Origin of the sequence: Marivita sp., assembly GCF_022763305.1 — a bacterium.
Classification (GTDB): Bacteria; Pseudomonadota; Alphaproteobacteria; order Rhodobacterales; family Rhodobacteraceae; genus Marivita.
Window position 1 is genome coordinate 1 of sequence record NZ_JALEGT010000072.1, and the last position, 19,165, is coordinate 19,165.

General features: G+C 60.7%; 18 protein-coding genes. 9 read left to right on the plus strand and 9 right to left on the minus strand.

Going from position 1 to position 19,165, the window contains the following annotated elements; all coding sequences use genetic code 11:
• Positions 1-148: 148 nt before the first annotated feature.
• The 3 genes from MRY75_RS14080 to MRY75_RS14090 all read right to left on the minus strand — a co-directional run bounded on the left by MRY75_RS14080 (position 149) and on the right by MRY75_RS14090 (position 4,336).
• Positions 149-628, minus strand: a complete 480-nt coding sequence (locus MRY75_RS14080; RefSeq protein WP_292308638.1) for a hypothetical protein — start codon at positions 626-628, stop codon at positions 149-151.
• 204 nt (positions 629-832) lie between these two features.
• Positions 833-2,521 (minus strand): acyl-CoA dehydrogenase family protein, encoded by a 1,689-nt coding sequence (locus MRY75_RS14085; RefSeq protein WP_292308639.1) that lies wholly within the window; start codon positions 2,519-2,521, stop codon positions 833-835.
• A gap of 216 nt (positions 2,522-2,737) precedes the next feature.
• Entirely contained in the window at positions 2,738-4,336 is a 1,599-nt protein-coding gene (locus MRY75_RS14090) for a phosphoenolpyruvate carboxykinase (protein ID WP_292308640.1), read from the minus strand.
• A 343-nt stretch (positions 4,337-4,679) separates the two neighbouring features.
• On the opposite strand from MRY75_RS14090, the gene MRY75_RS14095 reads away from it, so the two are divergent.
• From MRY75_RS14095 to MRY75_RS14125, 7 genes are read left to right on the plus strand one after another with little or no spacing between them, the layout of a single operon-like run.
• Entirely contained in the window at positions 4,680-5,384 is a 705-nt protein-coding gene (locus MRY75_RS14095; protein WP_292308641.1) for a response regulator transcription factor, read from the plus strand.
• A 2-nt stretch (positions 5,385-5,386) separates the two neighbouring features.
• Positions 5,387-7,102 (plus strand): sensor histidine kinase, encoded by a 1,716-nt coding sequence (locus tag MRY75_RS14100; RefSeq protein WP_292308642.1) that lies wholly within the window; start codon positions 5,387-5,389, stop codon positions 7,100-7,102.
• A gap of 8 nt (positions 7,103-7,110) precedes the next feature.
• Entirely contained in the window at positions 7,111-7,551 is a 441-nt protein-coding gene (locus MRY75_RS14105) for an HPr kinase/phosphorylase (RefSeq protein ID WP_292308643.1), read from the plus strand.
• 16 nt (positions 7,552-7,567) lie between these two features.
• The gene (gene rapZ / locus MRY75_RS14110) at positions 7,568-8,491 is read left to right on the plus strand and encodes an RNase adapter RapZ (RefSeq protein ID WP_292308644.1); all 924 of its coding nucleotides are present in this window, start codon (positions 7,568-7,570) and stop codon (positions 8,489-8,491) included.
• Positions 8,488-8,889: a PTS fructose transporter subunit IIA gene (locus tag MRY75_RS14115; RefSeq protein WP_292308645.1), complete on the plus strand. Its 402-nt coding sequence runs from the start codon at positions 8,488-8,490 to the stop codon at positions 8,887-8,889. Before rapZ ends, MRY75_RS14115 begins: the two co-directional genes overlap by 4 nt.
• 28 nt (positions 8,890-8,917) lie before the next feature.
• Positions 8,918-9,196: an HPr family phosphocarrier protein gene (locus MRY75_RS14120; protein WP_292308646.1), complete on the plus strand. Its 279-nt coding sequence runs from the start codon at positions 8,918-8,920 to the stop codon at positions 9,194-9,196.
• Between the two features lie 48 nt (positions 9,197-9,244).
• On the plus strand, positions 9,245-10,126 hold the full coding sequence (locus MRY75_RS14125) for a lysophospholipid acyltransferase family protein (RefSeq protein WP_292308647.1): 882 nt from the start codon (positions 9,245-9,247) through the stop codon (positions 10,124-10,126).
• On the opposite strand, the gene MRY75_RS14130 is transcribed toward MRY75_RS14125, so the two are convergent.
• Entirely contained in the window at positions 10,123-10,998 is an 876-nt protein-coding gene (locus MRY75_RS14130; protein WP_292308648.1) for a 3-hydroxybutyryl-CoA dehydrogenase, read from the minus strand. The genes MRY75_RS14125 and MRY75_RS14130 overlap by 4 nt on opposite strands.
• Before the next feature lie 140 nt (positions 10,999-11,138).
• Between MRY75_RS14130 and MRY75_RS14135 the strand changes: the two genes are divergently transcribed.
• Positions 11,139-11,957, plus strand: coding sequence for a DUF6473 family protein (locus MRY75_RS14135; RefSeq protein ID WP_292308649.1), 819 nt, complete (start codon positions 11,139-11,141; stop codon positions 11,955-11,957).
• A gap of 48 nt (positions 11,958-12,005) precedes the next feature.
• Here MRY75_RS14135 and MRY75_RS14140 read toward each other — a convergent pair whose 3' ends face one another.
• The 5 genes from MRY75_RS14140 to MRY75_RS14160 all read right to left on the minus strand — a co-directional run bounded on the left by MRY75_RS14140 (position 12,006) and on the right by MRY75_RS14160 (position 18,481).
• Positions 12,006-12,935, minus strand: a complete 930-nt coding sequence (locus MRY75_RS14140) for an FAD-binding protein (protein ID WP_292308650.1) — start codon at positions 12,933-12,935, stop codon at positions 12,006-12,008.
• The gene (locus MRY75_RS14145) at positions 12,935-13,693 is read right to left on the minus strand and encodes an electron transfer flavoprotein subunit beta/FixA family protein (RefSeq protein WP_292308651.1); all 759 of its coding nucleotides are present in this window, start codon (positions 13,691-13,693) and stop codon (positions 12,935-12,937) included. Before MRY75_RS14145 ends, MRY75_RS14140 begins: the two co-directional genes overlap by 1 nt.
• Before the next feature lie 168 nt (positions 13,694-13,861).
• Positions 13,862-14,983, minus strand: a complete 1,122-nt coding sequence (locus MRY75_RS14150) for a M48 family metallopeptidase (RefSeq protein WP_292308652.1) — start codon at positions 14,981-14,983, stop codon at positions 13,862-13,864.
• A complete protein-coding gene (locus tag MRY75_RS14155) occupies positions 14,980-16,155 on the minus strand; it encodes a DUF898 family protein (RefSeq protein ID WP_292308699.1) in 1,176 nt (391 codons plus the stop codon). Before MRY75_RS14155 ends, MRY75_RS14150 begins: the two co-directional genes overlap by 4 nt.
• A 10-nt stretch (positions 16,156-16,165) precedes the next feature.
• Positions 16,166-18,481, minus strand: a complete 2,316-nt coding sequence (locus MRY75_RS14160) for a DNA topoisomerase IV subunit A (RefSeq protein WP_292308653.1) — start codon at positions 18,479-18,481, stop codon at positions 16,166-16,168.
• Positions 18,482-18,618: 137 nt separating this feature from the next.
• On the opposite strand from MRY75_RS14160, the gene MRY75_RS14165 reads away from it, so the two are divergent.
• Positions 18,619-19,164 carry an SH3 domain-containing protein gene (locus MRY75_RS14165; protein WP_292308654.1) on the plus strand — a complete coding sequence of 182 codons (546 nt, stop codon included), beginning with the start codon at positions 18,619-18,621 and terminating at the stop codon, positions 19,162-19,164.
• Position 19,165: the final 1 nt, after the last annotated feature.

The window sequence follows — 19,165 nt, forward strand, 5'->3', positions numbered from 1 at the left end:
AAGGCGGCGGTTGTATCGGGAATGGCGCCGTTGAGGGATTTCAACTGCGCCTTCATGTCCTTGAGTTTGTCTTTCCAGCTCATATCGTGCTCCTGAGATGTGTTTGGCCTGCAAGAGCATTCTGTCGCGCGACGGTCTTTGATGCAGATCAGGTGGCCCCTGTTGCGGTGCGCATCACGCGAAGCGCGCGACCGAAGAAGATGCCGGACAGTCCTCCTGCCAGCGTGCCGAAGGCGGCTGCATAGAGCGGAGTTGCCGCAAGCGACGGGGCCATGGCGTTGATCGTGCCGGTCGCGAAGTTCAGAAAGAACACCCCCATGACGGTGATCATGGTCATCCATTCGCCCCGCAAGCTGACATGAGAGCGGGTTGATGAGATGGTCCATTTGCCCTGGGCGCGAAATCCCAGAGCGGTTCCGGCCGCGTAGGCCAGTGTAAAGGCACCGATGGCGATCCACTGGGCGTCAAAAAAGATAACCGTTCTGAGTGTGAGAAGGCCAAGACAGGGCAGGGCGTAGATCACCGCTTTCGGAACCGTCCGCGACCGGGTCGCGCGCAGGCTGATGTAGAGAAGGCCCAGAAAGAGGGGCAGAACCCAGACGGGGATATTGGTGAGAACGTGCGGCATGTGGTGTCTCCGAATTGCGGTGTCGCCACTTCCGCAATCAGAGGGTCTTCCTGCCAGAGCGCCTTCGTGAAAGGCTGAATTTCTGCGTCAAAAGCGGGATACGCCGTTCACGATGCGCCGATGACGGAGAGTGCACACGGCGAAACGATGAAGGCCCCGCAGTTCTGCGAGGCCTTGTTCGGTTTTTCGCTGTCCGGGCGGAGGTTATCCGAGCAGACGACGCGCGATGACCTGCGCCTGAATTTCTGCGGCACCTTCAAAGATGTTCAGGATGCGCGCGTCACACAGGATGCGGCTGATCTTGTATTCCAGCGCAAAGCCGTTGCCGCCGTGGATCTGCAGCGCATTGTCGGCTGCAGCCCAAGCCACACGGGCACCGAGCAGTTTCGCCATACCCGCTTCGAGGTCGCAGCGGCGGCCTTCGTCTTTTTCACGGGCCGAGAAATAGGTGAGCTGACGTGCGATCATCAACTCGACCGCCATCATCGCCAGCTTCGACGCCACGCGCGGGAAGTGGATCAGCGCCTTGCCGAACTGCTTGCGGTCCTGCGAGTATTTCATGCCTTCGTCGAGGGCCGATTGCGCGACGCCGATGGCGCGGGCAGCGGTCTGGATACGGGCCGATTCAAACGTCTCCATCAGCTGTTTGAAGCCTTTGCCTTCTTCCATGCCGAGCAGGTTTTCGCCCTTCACTTTGAAGTCGTCGAAGTTGAGCGTGTATTCCTTCATGCCGCGATAGCCGAGCACTTCGATTTCACCGCCCGAAATGCCGGGATCCTGCCAGGGTTGCTCGTCGGTGCCGGGCGTCTTTTCAGCGAGAAACATCGACAGACCACGGTAATCGGTGGTGTCGGGAACTGTCCGTGCCAGCACGGTCATCACATGGGTGCGCGCGGCGTGGGTGATCCATGTTTTGTTGCCGTTGATGATCCAGTCGCCGTTTTCATCTTTCACGGCGCGGGTCCGCAGCGAGCCGAGGTCGGAGCCGGTGTTCGGTTCGGTGAAGACAGCGGTGGGCAGGATTTCACCTGAGGCAAGGCCCGGCAACCATTTGGCTTTCTGTTCGTCGGTCCCGCCTGCGATCACCAATTCGGCCGCGATCTCGGACCGTGTGCCGAGTGAGCCGACGCCGATGTAACCACGCGACAGTTCTTCGGACACAACGCACATGGAGTTCTTGGAAAGACCAAAGCCGCCGTGCTCTTCCGGGATCGTCAGGCCGAACACGCCCATCTCGGCCAGCTCTTCGATGATCTCCATCGGGATGAGTTCGTCCTTGAGGTGCCATTCGTGGGCGTAGGGCTCCACCTTGTCGAGCGAGAAACGGCGGAACTGTTCGCGGATCATGTCGAGTTCATCGTCAAGGCCACAGGCCCCGACCGTGAGTTCAGCGCTGCGCTCTTGCATCAGTTCGACAAGGCGAACGCGGGCTGCTTGCGTGTTGGCCTCTTGTGTGAGGCGCATGACCTCCGGTGTCATCAGAGCACGCATGTCATCCTGAGACAGGCCGATGTCCTGAAGGCGCACGATCTCGCCCTGGTTCATCTGGATGCCGCCGTAGATCTGCCAGAGATACTCACCGAAGGCGATCTGATGGATCAGGTGTTCCACCTCGCCAAACTTGCCATCGGCTGTCAGACGTTCGGCCCAGCCCTGCATCTGACGCAGCGATTCCGCATAGGTGGCCAGCCATGCAAGCCCGTGCGCTGCCGTCTGGTGCTCTTCGATCAGGGCCCCGGACACGCGGCCATCTGCCTCGACCATATCGCGCACGCGGGCTGTTGCCGTCTCGAGAATGGCCGTGACTGGTGCAACTGCGGCAGCCGTCAATGACAGCAGGTCGGGCAGGATCGTTTCGGTGGTCAGGGTCAGGTCTTGTCCGTCATGGGCCATGAATCACGTCCTTTTCAGCTTTGGGGCTGGATATCTATTTTGCAGGTGCAGCGCAACAAAAATACCCAACCAGACCTAAATTTGTTCCAATCTTTCGCTCTGAATCGCTGCCGTGCGGCGCCGGGCGGATGCACGTGCAGAAACAATAAAGGGCGAGTGCACCAGAATATGGTGCGCTCGCCCCTTTATTTCCAAGCGCCTTTCGACGCAGCTGCCTTAGCCGATGGCCGCGGCTTTGACGTCTTCGTCGATATACGGAACGTATTGCGCGAAATTGTCGGCGAACATCTGCACCAGCTTTTCCGCCTGCGCGTCATAGGCCGCCTTGTCATTCCAGGTACGGCGCGGATCGAGCAGCATGTCCGGCACACCTTCGACCTGGACCGGCACTTCGAAGCCGAAGTTGGGATCCTTGCGGAACTCGGCCTCGGCAAGGCTGCCATCGAGGGCGGCTGTCAGCAGGGCGCGGGTTGCCTTGATCGGCATCCGCTGGCCCGAGCCATAGGCTCCGCCGGTCCAGCCGGTGTTCACCAGCCAGCACGTTGCGCCATGTGACGCGATCTTCTCGCGCAGCAGATTGCCATAGACCTCGGGACGGCGCGGCATGAACGGTGCGCCAAAGCAGGTCGAGAAAGTGGGCTCGGGTTCGGTCACGCCACGCTCTGTCCCGGCAACCTTGGAGGTGAAGCCGGACAGGAAGTGGTACATCGCCTGCGCTGGTGTCAGGCGCGCGATCGGAGGCAGCACACCGAAGGCATCGCAGGTCAACATGATGATGTTCTTGGGATGCCCGCCCAGGGCCGTCGAAGACGCGTTCGAAATATATTCGAGCGGGTAGGCGCAGCGCATGTTCGCGGTCAGGCTGTCGTCCTTGAAATCCAGCTCGAACGTTTCGGGATCGAAGACCATGTTTTCGATGACCGTACCGAATTTTGTGGTGGTCGCGTAGATTTCCGGCTCGGCCTCGGCAGAAAGGTTGATCGTCTTGGCATAGCAGCCGCCTTCAAAGTTGAAGGTGCCGCGGTCGGACCAGCCGTGTTCGTCATCACCGATCAGAACGCGGTTCGGGTCTGCCGACAGCGTGGTCTTGCCGGTGCCGGACAGGCCAAAGAAGATTGCCGTATCCACCGGGTTGCCGACCGCGTGGTTGGCCGAGCAGTGCATCGGCATGATGCCTTTCTCGGGCAACAGGTAGTTCAGCAGCGAGAAGATGGATTTCTTGTTCTCGCCCGCGTATTCGGTGCCACCGATCAGGATGAGCTTCTTGTCGAAATTCATCGCGATCACGGTTTCCGAACGGCAGTTGTGTTTCTTGGGGTCTGCCTGGAAGGACGGGCAGTTGATGACCGTGAAATCGGCGGTGAACGTGTCGAGGTCGTCACGTTCCGGACGGCGCATCATGTGGCGGATGAAGAGGTTGTGCCACGCCAGTTCCTGAACGAAGCGCACGTCAATGGAGTGCTTGGGGTCTGCACCGCCGACAAGATCCTGAACGAAGTATTCGCGGCCCTTCATGTGCTCGAGCATGTCGGCGTAGAGCGCATCGAAGCCTTCGGGCGACATCGGTGCGTTGTTTTCCCACCAGATCGTGTCGGCCACGCTGTCGGTCTTGACGACGTGCTTGTCCTTGGGCGACCGGCCGGTGAACTTGCCGGTGGTCACAAGGAACGCCCCGCCATTGCCCAGAGTGCCTTCGCCGCGTTTCAAGGCCGCTTCGATCAGAGCGGGCTCTGTGAGGTTGTAATAGACATTGCCAAGCCCGGTGATCTGTTGATCCTCAAGCCGGAATTCCGGGTTCACCCGTCCAAATGTCATTTGCCAAGCTCCTGTAGCCGCGCTCGTAGCGGCAGTATTGAAGAGGGACGAAGAGTACGCGTCCCACCCGAAGCGGTGCGCCAAGGGTGATCGCCTCTTAGCATGTCGCTTCCAAATCTGAACAGGACGCAATCGCGCAGTTAGCGCAACCAAAACGGGTTTAGCGCAACCATGGCTGCTCTCCGCCGACCGTGGTGATGCAATTTAGCCATCCGTAAGGATTTTTAGGTCTCAATATTGCTGGCGTGGCGGAGTGATTCGCAGAATTGAGTTGGCGCAAACGGAAAAAAGACACATAATGGCGAAAAAAACATAATTGAGAGCAGTACAAGGAACACACTTCATGTCGAAAATCGCCCTTGTGGACGATGACAGGAATATCCTGACATCGGTCGCGATCACCCTCGAGGCCGAAGGTTTCGAAGTCGAGACCTATAACGACGGACAGGCCGCGCTGGACGCGTTCAACAAGAAGATGCCGGACATGGCTGTCTTCGACATCAAGATGCCGCGCATGGATGGCATGGACCTGCTTCAGCGGGTGCGCCAGAAATCCAAGATGCCCGTCATTTTCCTGACGTCCAAAGATGACGAGATTGACGAGGTGCTCGGTCTGCGCATGGGGGCGGACGACTACGTCAAGAAGCCGTTCTCGCAGCGTCTTCTGGTCGAGCGCATCCGTGCCCTACTGCGGCGGCAGGATGCCATTTCCGGCGATGCGGCCGGTGGCGAGGTCGAAGAGACCAAGCTGATGGTGCGGGGCAACCTGACAATGGACCCGCTGCGCCATTCCGTGTCCTGGAAAGGGCAGGATGTGTCGCTCACGGTTACGGAATTCCTGTTGCTGCAGGCGCTGGCACAGCGCCCCGGCTTCGTCAAATCCCGCGATCAGCTGATGGATGTGGCCTATGACGATCAGGTCTATGTCGACGACCGCACCATCGACAGCCACATCAAGCGTCTTCGCAAGAAAATGCGCTCGGTCGACAATGATTTCTCGGCGATCGAAACGCTTTACGGGATCGGGTACCGTTACAACGAAGAGTGACCATGGCACTGGTTGAAGGTGTGACCCACGGCAAGGACGGCGGGCGCAAGGATGCGGATGTTGTGCTCGGGGACGATTGGGTCGCCCCCGACAAAACAGTCGAGTCCGAAGTGCGCAGCATCCGTGAAAAGCGCGGATTGTTTTCTCTCAACAAATCGCCGCTGACCCGCAAGATCATCACCTTCAACCTGGTCGCCCTCAACTTTCTGGTCGCGGGTATTCTGTTTCTCAATTCCTCGCGGGACACACTTGCCGAACAAAAGGCCACGTCCGTCCGTATCGAGGCGGAACTGATCGCGAATGTATTCGAGGCGCAGGCGCTGGAGGCGCAGTCCGTCAACCTTGGCGTCGGCGAAGGCATCGACGTTGCACGGACCCTCGACACGCTCGACATGCGCCCAGGACGCGAAGTTTTCGTGTTCGACGCGGCCCGGTTTCTTGTCGGGAATGTCGGATCGACAGCCGGTCTTGGTGCTGGTGTGTCAGCTGCCGAAAAACCGACGGTGATCTCGGATTTTCTACTGTCTGTCTGGAGCAGCGTGTCGTCCGTGTTTCAGACGGATGCCGGCCTGCAACCCCTGACACTGGAAGACATTCTGCGCCGCCAGATCGAAGAGACCGATCCGACGGTCACACGGATCGAGCGGTCCGAAGGCCCCAACGGTGAAACGATCTTTACCGCGCTGAGCCCGATCCAGGTGGAAAGCGGCGTTGCAGGGACCATTGCTCTTGTCAGCTATGCGCCGGAAATCGACGCGGCGGTGAGGCTGGAACGCGAAAACGTGCTGCAGATGTTCGTGATCGCCACACTGGTGTCGATTGGTCTGAGCCTCGTTCTGGCCTCGACCATTTCGAACCCCATCTCGAACCTCGCGGATGCCGCCGAGGTCGGGCGTGACCGCAATCGCCGGAACGTGTCGTCGGGCCGTATCCGAATTCCGGACCTGACGGCCCGCCCTGACGAAATCGGGCGTCTGTCCGGGGCGCTGCGCGGCATGGTCGCCGCGCTCTATGACCGGATCGACGCCAACGAACAGTTCGCTGCTGACGTTGCGCATGAGATCAAGAACCCGCTTGCCTCGCTGCGGTCAGCCGTGGGCACGTTGCGCCTTGCCAAACGCCCGGATCAGGTCGAACGCCTGCTTGATGTCATCGACCATGATGTCCGCCGGCTGGACCGGCTGGTCAGCGACATCTCGAACGCATCGCGGCTGGACAGCGAACTGGTCAAGGAAGAAGAGGCCGAGTTCAATCTTCTCGACATGCTGCGCAATATTGCGCAGTTCCTGGGTGAAGATGCGAAACGTCAGGGGATCGAATTCATTTCGGACCTGCCGGATCGGCCCATCCTTGTGCATGGGCTCGAGGCACGGCTGGCGCAGGTTTTCGTCAATCTCATCACCAACGCGATCAGCTTCTGTGAAGACGGCGACGCCATTCGCATCTGGGCGCGCCGCCGCGAGAACCGTGTGCTGATCGTGGTCGAGGATACAGGTCCAGGTATCCCGGACGAGGCATTGACCAAGATCTTCAAACGCTTCTACTCGCAACGGCCTGAAACGGATTTCGGCAACAATTCCGGCTTGGGCCTCGCGATCTCCAAGCAGATCGTCGAAGCGCATGGTGGTGTGATCTGGGCGGAGAATATCCGCCCGACCGAAGCGGACGCCACATCCGAACCGCTTGGCGCGCGCTTTGTCGTGGGCCTGCCGCTTTAGGGCGCGCCATGCCCGATCCGGCCCCGCAGATCCTGCATGCTACTGCGGTCGCTTTGGGGGACAGGGCGGTTCTCATCACAGGCGCATCTGGCAGCGGAAAATCAGCACTGGCGCTTGAGATGATGGCCCGAGGAGCAATGCTTGTCGCCGATGATCGGGTGATCCTGTCGACGATGGGAGCAAAGGTCATGCTGGATTGTCCAGAGCCATTGCGCGGCATGATCGAGGCGCGTGGCGTGGGCCTTTTGCATGCGGAGTACAGGTCTCCGGTCGCACTGGCGCTGGCCGTCGACATGGACCAGACGGAGACAGAGCGATTGCCGCCCCATCGCGGCATCACATACCTTTCACAAACATTTCCGTTGCTTCACAATGTGGCATCGCGGCATTTCCCTTCTGCCGTTTTGCAATATCTACGAAGCAACGGACGGGCCGACACAGCGCCCTGAGCGACGAAGCAGAGACATGGCGACCCAGCCCAATCCGACCCGCGTTGTTCTGGTCACCGGCCCTTCGGGCGCCGGGCGCAGCACTGCAATCAACGTGCTCGAGGATCTCGGGTTCGAAGCGATCGACAACATCCCGCTGCGCATGATCAGCCGACTGTTCGAGGAAGACCCGCCCGGGCATCCTCTGGCCCTTGGCATCGACGTGCGCAACCGCGACTTCTCGCTCGATCGGTTGCTGGACTTGCACACCGATATGGTGAGCCAGACCGAAGGCAATGCCACGCTGCTTTATCTCGACTGTCGGCCCGACGTCCTGTTGCGGCGCTATTCCGAGACGCGGCGCCGCCATCCTCTGGCGCAAAGCGAAACGCCCGAGATCGGAATCGCCCGCGAGATCGAGCTACTTCAACCGATCGAGGAACGGGCTGATATCCTGATCGACACATCCAACTTGTCGCCGCACGATCTCAAGGCTCAGCTCCATCAATGGTTTGCGGATGCGTCGTCGCAGAAACTGTCGGTCGCTGTTCAGTCGTTTTCCTTCAAGCGCGGGATCCCGCATGGTGCGGACATGGTGTTCGATTGCCGATTCCTCGCCAACCCGCATTGGGAGCCGTCGCTGCGCGAGTTGACGGGCCTTGACGAGTCCGTCCGCACATTTGTGGCGGCCGATGGCCGGGCGCAACCATTCCTTGAGAAGATCGGCGATATGTTGGGATTTCTGTTGCCCGAGGTGGACCGGGAAGGGAAAACCCATCTCTCGGTTGCCATTGGGTGCACGGGAGGGCAACACAGGTCGGTTGTCGTAGCGGAACATGTGGCGCGGACCCTTGCAGAGCAGGGCTGGCGGGTGTCAATTGGCCATAAGGAATTGGCGCGCCGGGGGATCGCGCCCGCGGGCGGCGTTGTGCTGTCCGATCTTGGAGGGACGGGAGAGTGATCGGGATCGTGATCGTGGCCCATGGCGGTCTGGCGCATGAATACCTGTCCGCGGTGGAGCATGTTGTCGGCCATCAACCCGGCATGGCCGCCGTGTCGATCGACGCCGATCACAACCGGGATGCCAAGCAGAAAGAGATTTGCGCGTTGGCTGACGAGGTCGATACCGGCGATGGCGTCGTAATCGTGACCGACATGTTCGGTGGATCGCCCTCGAACCTCAGCTTGCGCGCCTGCCAGCCCGAGAACCGCAGGATCGTGTACGGCGCAAACCTGCCCATGTTGATCAAACTGGCGAAAAGCCGCGACAAGTCCGTGCCCGAAGCCGTACGTGCGGCATTGGATGCCGGTCGGAAATACATTGACAGTCAGGACGTAACGCTGGATCAGGGCGCCTGATCAGGTGGGTTGAGGGAGGCCCGGCATCATGTCCGCCACGGCGCAGCGCGTTTTGAAAATCGTGAACGAGAAGGGTTTGCACGCTCGGGCGTCTGCAAAGCTGGTCGAAGTCGTCGAAGGCTTTGATGCAACCGCTGAGGTGCGCAAGGACGGCATGAGCGCGTCGGGGGACAGCATCATGGGGCTTTTGATGTTGGCAGCTTCCAAAGGAACCTCTATTGAGGTAGTCACATCCGGGCCAGACGCAGAGGCCCTGGCCACCGCCATCGAAACCCTGGTGGCCGATCGCTTTGGAGAAGGCTGCTGATCTTTGTGATCGGCCGTGCCAACCGGACACAGGACGTCACGCTGCCATATGGTTGAAAGCTATCAGCACACATCGACGGACGCGCGCCCAGTGGGGCAGGTCGATGTGCCGTATGACAAGCGCAAGCTGAGCTACGCCAACACCTTTACCAATCCGTGGAAAGCCAACACGATCCGTGCGATGGAGTGGATGACGGGCAAGATCCCGCTGCTGCGGCTGGTGCGACGCTTTGAACGTATGGGCCCGGCCGAAGGTCAGGCGTTCTGGGGACAGGCGCTCGGGTTGATGGACATCCGTCTCGAAACGCCGCCCGAGCAAATCGCGCGTATCCCGAAAGACGGTCCGGTGATCGTTGTGGCGAACCATCCGCACGGGCTGGTCGACGGGATGATCCTGGCCGAGCTGATCGGACGGGTGCGCACGGATTACAAGATCCTGACGCGATCCCTGCTGACAGGGGTCACCGAGATCGAGGAATTCATGATTCCCGTCCCGTTTCCGCATGAAGCGGATGCCCGGGAACAAAGCCTCGAGATGCGCAGCCGCGCGATGGCACATCTCAAGAAGGGTGGGGTGATCGCGCTTTTCCCATCCGGCGTTGTTGCATCGAGCGACAGTTTCTTCGGTCCTGCGATCGAACGGACATGGAATCCGTTTACTGCGAACCTGATCCAGCGGTCCGGCGCGACGGTAGTACCGATCTTTTTCCCGGGACAGAATTCACGCGCCTATCAGATCGCAAATCAGCTGTCGGCGACGCTGCGGCAGGGCTTGCTGATCCACGAGGTCATTCATGCCTGCGGCAAACCGCAGGCGCCCATTGTAGGTGAGCCGATCCTGCCCGACGCGATCGAGGCTTTCGCAGGGCGCAGTCGCGATTTCGTGGCCTCCCTGCGTGAGACGACGATGGGGTTGGGCTCGGCGGATTAACGCGTCGGCACCGGGGTTTCACCGCGATAATCGTAGAATCCGCGCTGCGTCTTGCGCCCCAGCCACCCCGCCTCGACATACTTGGTCAGAAGGGGGCAGGGGCGATACTTGGTGTCCGCAAGCCCATCATGCAGAACGTTCATGATCGCGAGGCAGGTGTCGAGACCGATGAAATCCGCGAGTTCCAGTGGCCCCATCGGGTGGTTCGCGCCCAACTTCATCGACTGGTCGATGGAATTGACGTTACCGACGCCCTCGTAGAGCGTGTACACCGCTTCGTTGATCATCGGCATCAGGATGCGGTTGACGATGAAGGCGGGAAAATCCTCGGCCGAGGCGGCGGTCTTGCCCAGTTTCTCGACGACACCGAGGCAGGTTTCGTACGTTTCCTTGTCGGTTGCGATGCCGCGGATCAGTTCGACCAGCTGCATCACGGGCACGGGGTTCATGAAGTGGAACCCCATGAATTTCTCGGGGCGGTCCGTGCGACTGGCCAGGCGCGTGATCGAGATCGACGAGGTGTTCGAGGTCAGGATCGTATGCGGGTCGAGATGTGGCAGGAGGCTGTCAAAGATCTTCTGCTTGATGGCTTCCTGTTCGGTCGCGGCCTCGATGATGAGGTCGGTCTTTGCCACCTGCGGCAGGTCCTGCGTGGTGGTGATCCGGCTCATGGCCGCGTCACGTTCGGCCTGCGTGATTTTTTCACGACTGACCTGCCGGTCCATGTTGCGTTCGATCAGCGTGATGGCGCGTGTCAGGGCGTCTTCGCTGATGTCATTCAGGACAACATCATAACCGGCAAGAGCCATCACATGGGCGATCCCGTTGCCCATCTGTCCAGCCCCGACCACGCCGATTGAATTGACCGTCATGCAATTGCTCCATTCGTTTCGACGCAACAATGACTTGTGGACCGGGACGCTGCAAGGCGGATCGGTCGATTTTTAGCATTAGGCATTTGGGAACCGAATCGCGGCACTTTTCCTGTCGGGTGAAGAAAAGGGTTGGGTGTATGGATGTATCCTCCACGCACGATCAAGCGATTGATTATGCGCCCTGTCGCTATGGCGGGTCGCGTCTTTGGTTCCGGGGGCCGCGACGCGCGCTGCGGTCGCCTTACGTGGCCTGTCTTGGCGGGTCCAACGTCTACGGGCGGTTCGTGGCTGAACCTTGGACGCAGTTGTTGGAAACCCGGTGTGCCGCACCGGTGGTGAATCTCGGGGTCGAGAATGCCGGTATCGACGCCTACCTGAACGACCCGGGGGCGCTGTCCACCGCGGCACAGGCCAAGGTGGTTCTGATCCAGCTCACAGGGGTGCACAACACGTCCAACCGGTTCTACGCCACGCACCCCCGTCGCAATGACCGGTTTCTCAAGGCGTCGCAGGCGCTGATCTCGTTATATCCCGAAATGGACTTTACCGAGGTGCATTTCACCCGGCATCTGCTTGCGCGGCTGAACGGGATATGTCCTGACCGCTTTGCCATGATTGCCCGAGAAGCGCGCATGGCCTGGCAGGCGCGGATGAAGACGGTGATTGCCCAAATGAAGGGCAAGGTCATTCTGTTGTGGTTTGCGCAAAGCGGAATGGGTGACGATGCGGACTGCAAGATCGGGGAAGAGCCGTTCCTGACACGTAAGACGGTGCTGGGGCTTCTGCCGCATGTGCATCAGCTGATCGAAGTCGTCCCCCCAGAGTGGCGCGGCCCTGAAGAAAGCCTTGACGTTCCACCGTTCGAATTGACGCGGGCGGCGCATTTGCCCGGACCGGCGGCACATCGTACGGTGGCACAAACGCTGGCACCAGTGGTGCGCGACTTGCTGACATAGAAAACGGCGCGCCGGGTCTGGCGCGCCGTTCTTTCGTTCAAACCAGTCTCAGCCGAGCTTTTCGGTGAGTTCCGGGACCGCCTGGAAGAGGTCTGCAACAAGGCCATAATCCGCGACCTGGAAGATCGGGGCTTCTTCGTCCTTGTTGATGGCGACGATGATCTTGCTGTCCTTCATACCCGCAAGGTGCTGGATCGCACCCGAGATGCCAACGGCGATATAGAGATCCGGCGCGACAACCTTGCCGGTCTGGCCCACCTGCCAGTCGTTCGGGGCAAAGCCCGAGTCGACGGCTGCGCGGGATGCGCCCACGGCCGCGCCCAGCGTGTCGGCCAACTTTTCGATCATGGCGAAGTCGCTTTCCGACCCAACGCCACGACCGCCGGAAACCACGATGCCCGCAGAGGTCAGTTCGGGACGGTCGCTTGCGGCGACCTTGTCTTCGACCCATTCGCTGAGGCCCGGATTGTCGCCGGCTGCGATGGCTTCGACGGATGCCGAGCCGCCGGTCGGTGCGGCGTCAAAGGTCGAGGTGCGGAACGAGATCACCTTGGTCGCGTCCGAGGATTTGACAGTCTGGATCGCGTTGCCCGCGTAGATCGGGCGCTCGAACGTGTCGGCATCCACAACGGCGGTCACGTCGGTGATCACCATCACATCCAGAAGCGCTGCAACGCGCGGCAGAATGTTCTTGGCGTCCGTCGTCGCAGGGGCGACGATGTGGCTGTAATCGCCCGCAATCGATGCGATCAGGCCCGCGACAGGCTCGGCCAGGCGATGCCCGTAAAGCGCGTCCTCCGCCAGCAGAACCTTGGAGACACCTTCGATCGTGGCAGCTTCGTCAGCGGCGGCCTTGGCGGACGCGCCAGCAGCCAGAACGGTCACATCGCCCAGTGCCTTTGCAGCGGTCACGGTCTTGGCGGTGGCGTCCATGGCCAGTGCGCCATCGGTGATTTCGGCAATCAGAAGAACGGCCATTACACAGCTCCCACTTCTTTGAGTTTCGCAACCAGCTCGTCGACCGAGCCCACCTTGATACCTGCGGCGCGCTCTTCGGGTTCCGAGGTTTTCACGATCTCGAGGCGCGGTGTGACATCCACGCCGTAATCGGCGGCTGTCTTTTCATCCAGCGGCTTTTTCTTGGCCTTCATGATGTTCGGCAGCGATGCGTAACGCGGCTCGTTCAGGCGCAGGTCGGTCGAGATGATGGTCGGCATCTTGACCTTGATGGTCTGCAGGCCGCCGTCGACTTCGCGGGTCACGACAGCATGATCGCCGTCGATATCGACCTTGTTGGCGTACATTGCCTGCGACCAGCCCAGCAGCGCCGACAGCATCTGGCCGGTGGCGTTCATGTCATTGTCGATGGCCTGCTTGCCGCAGAGGACCAGCCCCGGCTCTTCTTCCTTGACGATAGCGGCCAGGATCTTGGCAACCGCGAGCGGCTCGATGTCGGTGTGGACGTCTTCGGCTGCAACCACGAGGATCGCGCGGTCGGCGCCCATGGCGAGTGCCGTCCGCAGGGTTTCCTGGCTCTGCTTGACGCCGATGCTGACGGCGACGATCTCGTCGGCTTTGCCTGCCTCTTTCAGACGAATGGCCTCTTCCACGGCGATCTCGTCAAAGGGGTTCATCGACATTTTCACGTTGGCGAGATCGACACCGGAACCATCCGCTTTGACGCGGACCTTCACGTTGTAGTCGATCACGCGTTTGACAGGTACCAGGACCTTCATGGGCGCGTTCCTCTCGTTGGGATCGCAGGGAAATCTGCGATTCTGATATTTCGTTCCGGGCAAGGGATACCCAACCCGAACCGGGGGAAACAGGGCAAAATCGTCACGTTAGCGCCATCGGACGTCGCGTTTCCGGGATAAAGACTGCTCCGGCTGCCTTTGGCAGCTTCAGTTGCAGATGTTCCGAAGCGCGCGCCATTCCTGTGCGGTCAGAAGCGGCACCGCCTCAAAGCCGGGAGGGGTAGCATCGCGCGCCGCTTGAATCCGGTCGCCCAATGCAGGGTGGCTCAGGAAATGCGCCACAAACGGGCCCGCCTCGCCGCCGAGGTCCCGGAACCGTTCGAACATCGTGGCCAAGGCTGCGGGGGCAATCCGGGCTTGGATGATAACGGCATGGGCAAAGACATCCGCCTCTGCCTCGGCCTCCTGGCTGTATTGGGCCTCGATCAGGCGTTCGGCCAGAAGCAGCACCGCAGCACCACCTGCGAAATCGCCGAAGATCAGGCCCAGCACACCTAGGGATCCTGCCGAACGAAGGGCGTGGCGCGTGGGGTCGCGACTGACGACATGGCCGATTTCGTGGGCAAAGACGGCGGCAACCTCGTCCGGAGTTTGCGCTTTTTCGATCAGACCACGGAAAAACACGATATAATTGCCGGGCAGGGCAAAGGCATTGATCATCTCGTGATCCAACACCGAGACGGTCAGCGGCTGTTCCTCGGGCAACGCGTCTTGCAGACGCGCTTCCATTTTCGCGAGGGCGGCCAACCCTTCGGGATTGTCGCAGACGGGCACCGGGTTCAGTCCGGTCTGGTCCAGGGCGGTCCGGATTTGGGTCAGCGTCACTTCGCCCAGCGCCCGCTCGCCTTCGGGGGGAATGAAGCGCGCGAGCTGGTTCGCCATCGTCGGCACAAGCACGAAGATGATGAGCGCAACGGAGGCGACAGCCGCAATCGCCCAGCCGATCAGAGGGCCACGCCGTGTGAGCTTTGGGCGTTTATGGCGGTTGGGCAGACGTGGGGCCAGAGTGTGATCGGGCAGGATGATGCGCCGAACCGGATCCTGGGACAGTTGCAGCACCATCTGGTCGCGCCCGGCCTGATCCGGCACTTCGCGGATCTCTGACAGGCGCCAGTGGATTGGAGGATGCGCGCCGGTGTCGGCAACCAGCGTCCCCGCGGATTCGTCGATGCTCAGCGACACTGTCCGTGGTGCGGACAGTGCCCCGTCGAAATAGATGCCAGTGGCGCGGAAGGCTTCGGGCACTCGACCCACTCGCAGCACGGTCATAGCGAAGCTCCCACGTCGAGCGCGTCGGCAAAGCCTTCTGCTTCTGCAAATTCATCGCGCGGGCGCTGGCGGATGGCGGACACGGTCGCGTCGGGCGACAGGGTCAGGGTCGAGAAATAGTGCCGGATGACGGGAAGGGTGATGAAGACATTGGTCAACGCGGACCACAACAGGAAGATCGTGAAATAGATCATGACGCTCAGCACGATGATGGCATAGCGGCCCATTCCGGCAATCGGCGCGACCATGTCGTCAAGACCCATTTCGGCCAGCATGTCTGCGGACTGGATCAACAAGAGAAGTATGCCGAGAACCATGAAGGGCAGGAACACCGCTGCGGCGGCAAGGAGTGTTCCCAGCACATAGATCATCATCACCCGGAAGCCACTGGGCGCCAGGGTGAAGCGGACGCCATCGATCGTCTTGGTTTCGGTTAGGCGACGCAGGCTGTCGACCCGAAAGTGGAAAAGCCCGTAAAATCCGGCCAACCCGGCCAGAAAGAAAATGCCCACACCCAGCGGGATGTTTTCAAACAGAAGAGCCAGACCACCCGTGATCGCCATCGCAAGCGCGACGAACATTGGTTTCATCGACGGATAGAGCATCGTCCATGTGCCGCCCTGATCCATCCGCGCCGTGCCGTAGAAGGTGCGGTCGGTCTTGTATTTTTCGAGCCAGAAGGTCATGCGCGGCAGCAGCAGACCAAGGCTCAGGATCGTGACGATCCAATGCAGAACCGCGCGCCAGGCATAGCCCCAGGCTCCGGGTTCGAGGCCAAACCGCAGGCCACGCCAGCGAGTGCGGGCCAAAATATAGCGACGGGCCCGGTATTGGGCGAAGAACCAGAGCGGAATGACGCCAACAAGGCTGACCGCATAGGCCGCGAAGTTGTCTTGAAACAAAGAAAAGCTCGCGAACATGAGGATCAGGTTCACGATGCCAATGTAAAAGGCCAAGACCACTACGGCGAACAGAAACCCGAGCAGCTTTTCCACCGGGTCTCCCACATATTCCAGAGGGTGGCCACCGGGGCGGATCGACGACCAGTACCAGCGGCGCAGGCGTGTGCGCATCCAGAAGCGGTAAAAGCCCAGCGTGAGCACAGTCAGCAGGCCGGTTTTCAGGGCCAGCCAGAACAGGGTGCCCCGCGTGCCGACAACCTCGGTGCGCAGGGAGTCCGTGTCAGGTGAAGGTGTTGTCTCGGGGGAAGCCGCGCGGGGCCATGCGTCCGGAGCCGGCGCGCTTTCCGGTCCATTCGGCGAGGTCGGTTTCTGTTCTGGTGCGTCCGGCCGGGTCGCGCCAGGTGAGGCCTTCTGCCAAGGTGAAGGTGGTTGCATCCGACAGGCCCCCGTCCTTGTACTTCTGCAGCCGCACGCCCTTGCCGCGTCCCATTTCGGGCAATTCCTCAAGAGCAAAAACCAGAACCTTGCGGTTTTCGCCCACGACCGCAACGGCATCGCCGGTCACAGGTTTGCACAGTTTCGCGCGTACGTCGCCCTTGACGTTGAGCACCTGCTTGCCTGCCCGCGTCTGCGCGACCACTTCGGTTTCGGGCACAATGAATCCATCTCCGGCGTTGGAAGCCACAAGCAGCTTGCGTTCGGGCTGATGGATGAAGAGCGACACGATTGCCGCCTCGTTCGGCAGGTCAACCATGAGGCGCAGCGGTTCGCCCATGCCGCGCCCGCCGGGCAGGTTGGCCGCCGGAATGGTGTAGAACCGGCCATTCGAGCCGAAAACCAGCAGCTTGTCCGTCGTTTCCGCGTGGAAAATGAAGCGCGGCCCATCCCCGTCCTTGAACTTCAATTCGCGGTTAAGGTCGATATGACCCGTCATCGCGCGGATCCAGCCCATTTCCGAACAGACGACGGTGATCGGTTCACGCTCGATCATGGCTTCGATCGGGACGTCCTCGACCTCGCCGGCCTCTGCAAAGGTGGTGCGGCGTTCGCCACCGGCGTAATTCTTGCCAAAGGTTTTCCTGGTCTCGCGGAGCTGATCCGCAATCGCGTCCCATTGCAGATCGCCGCTTTCGAGCAGGTCTTCGAGACCGGCGCGTTCCTCCATCAGGCGGTCGCGTTCGGCCACAAGCTCCATCTCTTCAAGCTTGCGCAACGACCGCAGACGCATGTTGAGGATCGCTTCGGTCTGCACCTCGGTGAGGCCCAGTTCGTCATCGCCCGACACCATCGGCGGCGAGACATAATCCCGCTCGTTAATGGCGCGGGGATGGTCCTTGCCCCAATCCTCGCGCATCAGGGCGGCCTTGGGATCGTCGTCATAGCGGATGATGTCGATCACGCGGTCGAGGTTGAGAAAGGCGACGATCAGGCCTTCCAGCACTTCGAGCCGGTGGTCGATCTTGTCCATCCGATGCTGGCTGCGGCGGATCAGAACCTCGCGCCGGAAGTCGAGGAAGGCGCGCAGAACCTCCTTCATCGAACAAACCTTGGGGGTCAGCCCGTCGATGAGCACGTTCATGTTCAGGCTGAACCGCGTTTCCAGATCGGAGTTGCGGAACAGCATGTTCATCAGAACATCCGGGTCCACGTTCTTGGTGCGCGGTTCCAGCACCATGCGAATGTCGTCAGCCGATTCATCGCGGATGTCTGCGAGGATCGGCACCTTCTTGGTCTGAATCAGTTCGGCCAACCGTTCGACAAGCTTGGATTTCTGCACCTGGTAGGGGATCTCGGTGACGACAATCTGCCATTGCCCGCGCCCCAGATCCTCGACCTCCCATCGGCAGCGCAAACGGATTGATCCGCGGCCTGTGCGATACGCCTGCGCGATGGACGCGCGATCCTCGACGATCACCCCGCCGGTCGGGAAATCCGGGCCCGGCACGTAGTTGAGCAGCGTATCGTCGCGCGCATCGGGCACCTTGATCAGGTGAAGACAGGCGTCGATCAGTTCTGATATGTTGTGCGGCGGAATGTTCGTCGCCATGCCGACCGCGATGCCGGATGCGCCATTGGCCAGCAGGTTCGGAAACTGCGCAGGGAGGACAACAGGTTCTTCCAGCGTGCCATCGTAGTTCGCGCGGAAGTCGACTGCGTTCTCGTTCAGACCGTCCAGCAGCGCTTCGGCCACGCTGGTCAACCGCGCTTCGGTGTAACGCGCAGCCGCCGGGTTGTCGCCGTCGATATTGCCGAAATTGCCCTGACCATCGACCAGCGGGTAGCGGACGTTGAAATCCTGCGCGAGGCGCGCCATCGCGTCGTAGATCGCGGCATCGCCATGCGGGTGGTAGTTGCCCATCACGTCGCCGCTGATCTTGGCCGATTTTCGGAAGCCGCCCGTGGAACTCAGACGCAGTTCGCGCATTGCGTACAGGATGCGGCGGTGAACGGGCTTCAACCCGTCCCGGGCATCGGGCAGGGCCCGGTGCATGATCGTCGACAGCGCATAGGTCAGGTACCGTTCCCCGATGGCTCGGCGGAGCGGTTCCGCAAAGTCGCGGGGGGTCATCTTGGGGTCGTCGACATCATCAGCCATAGATGATGTGATACTCACCCCCTCTGAGGCCGTAAAGCAATTGCGGGAATATTTTTTCTCTTTCCCCTTCGGAGGGAGCGGAGAATCGCGGTATTCCTCTGGAAGTGGTGGGCGAACAGTCTTCCGTGGGGGTTGTTATGAACAAGTACATTTTGATCGCATTCGCGGTCATGGGGTTTGGATTCTATGAATTGTCCGGTGGCGCCGATTTTGAGCCGGGCACGCAGTCGCTTGTCATCTTTGCGGAACCCAGACCTTCGGAACCTGCCCCCAAACCGCGTCCTGAATTCGTGGCACGGGCCGATACCGGATCGGCCAGCCTGACGGATATCGCCCCCGTGCGCGCGGTGATCGAGCCTGTCGTGGCTGCGGCCCCTGCTTCCCTCGACAGCGACCCGACCCCTGATGCCGCGACTGCCGCGACTGCCGCGACCGAAGCTGCCACCGTCTCCGAGCCTGAACCCGGACTGCCGGACATCCTGCCCGATCTGCGATTTGTCGATGGAGACCGGGTGAACCTGCGCGGTGGTCCGGGCACCGATTATGCTGTCGTGGGCAAGCTCTACCGCAATGACATGGTCGAAATCCTTGCCGATGAAGGCAATGGCTGGCTGCATCTGCGCGATACGGCAACAGGCGATGAAGGCTGGATCGCCGATTGGCTGGTGACGGCTGCCAATTGAC

Excerpts from the sequence above, each read along its gene's own strand:
- MRY75_RS14080 (WP_292308638.1), bottom strand. The coding sequence starts at position 628 with ATGCCGCACGTTCTCACCAATATCCCCGTCTGGGTTCTGCCCCTCTTT.
- MRY75_RS14085 (WP_292308639.1), bottom strand. The coding sequence starts at position 2,521 with ATGGCCCATGACGGACAAGACCTGACCCTGACCACCGAAACGATCCTG.
- MRY75_RS14090 (WP_292308640.1), bottom strand. The coding sequence starts at position 4,336 with ATGACATTTGGACGGGTGAACCCGGAATTCCGGCTTGAGGATCAACAG.
- MRY75_RS14095 (WP_292308641.1), top strand. The coding sequence starts at position 4,680 with ATGTCGAAAATCGCCCTTGTGGACGATGACAGGAATATCCTGACATCG.
- MRY75_RS14100 (WP_292308642.1), top strand. The coding sequence starts at position 5,387 with ATGGCACTGGTTGAAGGTGTGACCCACGGCAAGGACGGCGGGCGCAAG.
- MRY75_RS14105 (WP_292308643.1), top strand. The coding sequence starts at position 7,111 with ATGCCCGATCCGGCCCCGCAGATCCTGCATGCTACTGCGGTCGCTTTG.
- rapZ (WP_292308644.1), top strand. The coding sequence starts at position 7,568 with ATGGCGACCCAGCCCAATCCGACCCGCGTTGTTCTGGTCACCGGCCCT.
- MRY75_RS14120 (WP_292308646.1), top strand. The coding sequence starts at position 8,918 with ATGTCCGCCACGGCGCAGCGCGTTTTGAAAATCGTGAACGAGAAGGGT.
- MRY75_RS14125 (WP_292308647.1), top strand. The coding sequence starts at position 9,245 with ATGGTTGAAAGCTATCAGCACACATCGACGGACGCGCGCCCAGTGGGG.
- MRY75_RS14130 (WP_292308648.1), bottom strand. The coding sequence starts at position 10,998 with ATGACGGTCAATTCAATCGGCGTGGTCGGGGCTGGACAGATGGGCAAC.
- MRY75_RS14135 (WP_292308649.1), top strand. The coding sequence starts at position 11,139 with ATGGATGTATCCTCCACGCACGATCAAGCGATTGATTATGCGCCCTGT.
- MRY75_RS14140 (WP_292308650.1), bottom strand. The coding sequence starts at position 12,935 with ATGGCCGTTCTTCTGATTGCCGAAATCACCGATGGCGCACTGGCCATG.
- MRY75_RS14145 (WP_292308651.1), bottom strand. The coding sequence starts at position 13,693 with ATGAAGGTCCTGGTACCTGTCAAACGCGTGATCGACTACAACGTGAAG.
- MRY75_RS14150 (WP_292308652.1), bottom strand. The coding sequence starts at position 14,983 with ATGACCGTGCTGCGAGTGGGTCGAGTGCCCGAAGCCTTCCGCGCCACT.
- MRY75_RS14160 (WP_292308653.1), bottom strand. The coding sequence starts at position 18,481 with ATGGCTGATGATGTCGACGACCCCAAGATGACCCCCCGCGACTTTGCG.
- MRY75_RS14165 (WP_292308654.1), top strand. The coding sequence starts at position 18,619 with ATGAACAAGTACATTTTGATCGCATTCGCGGTCATGGGGTTTGGATTC.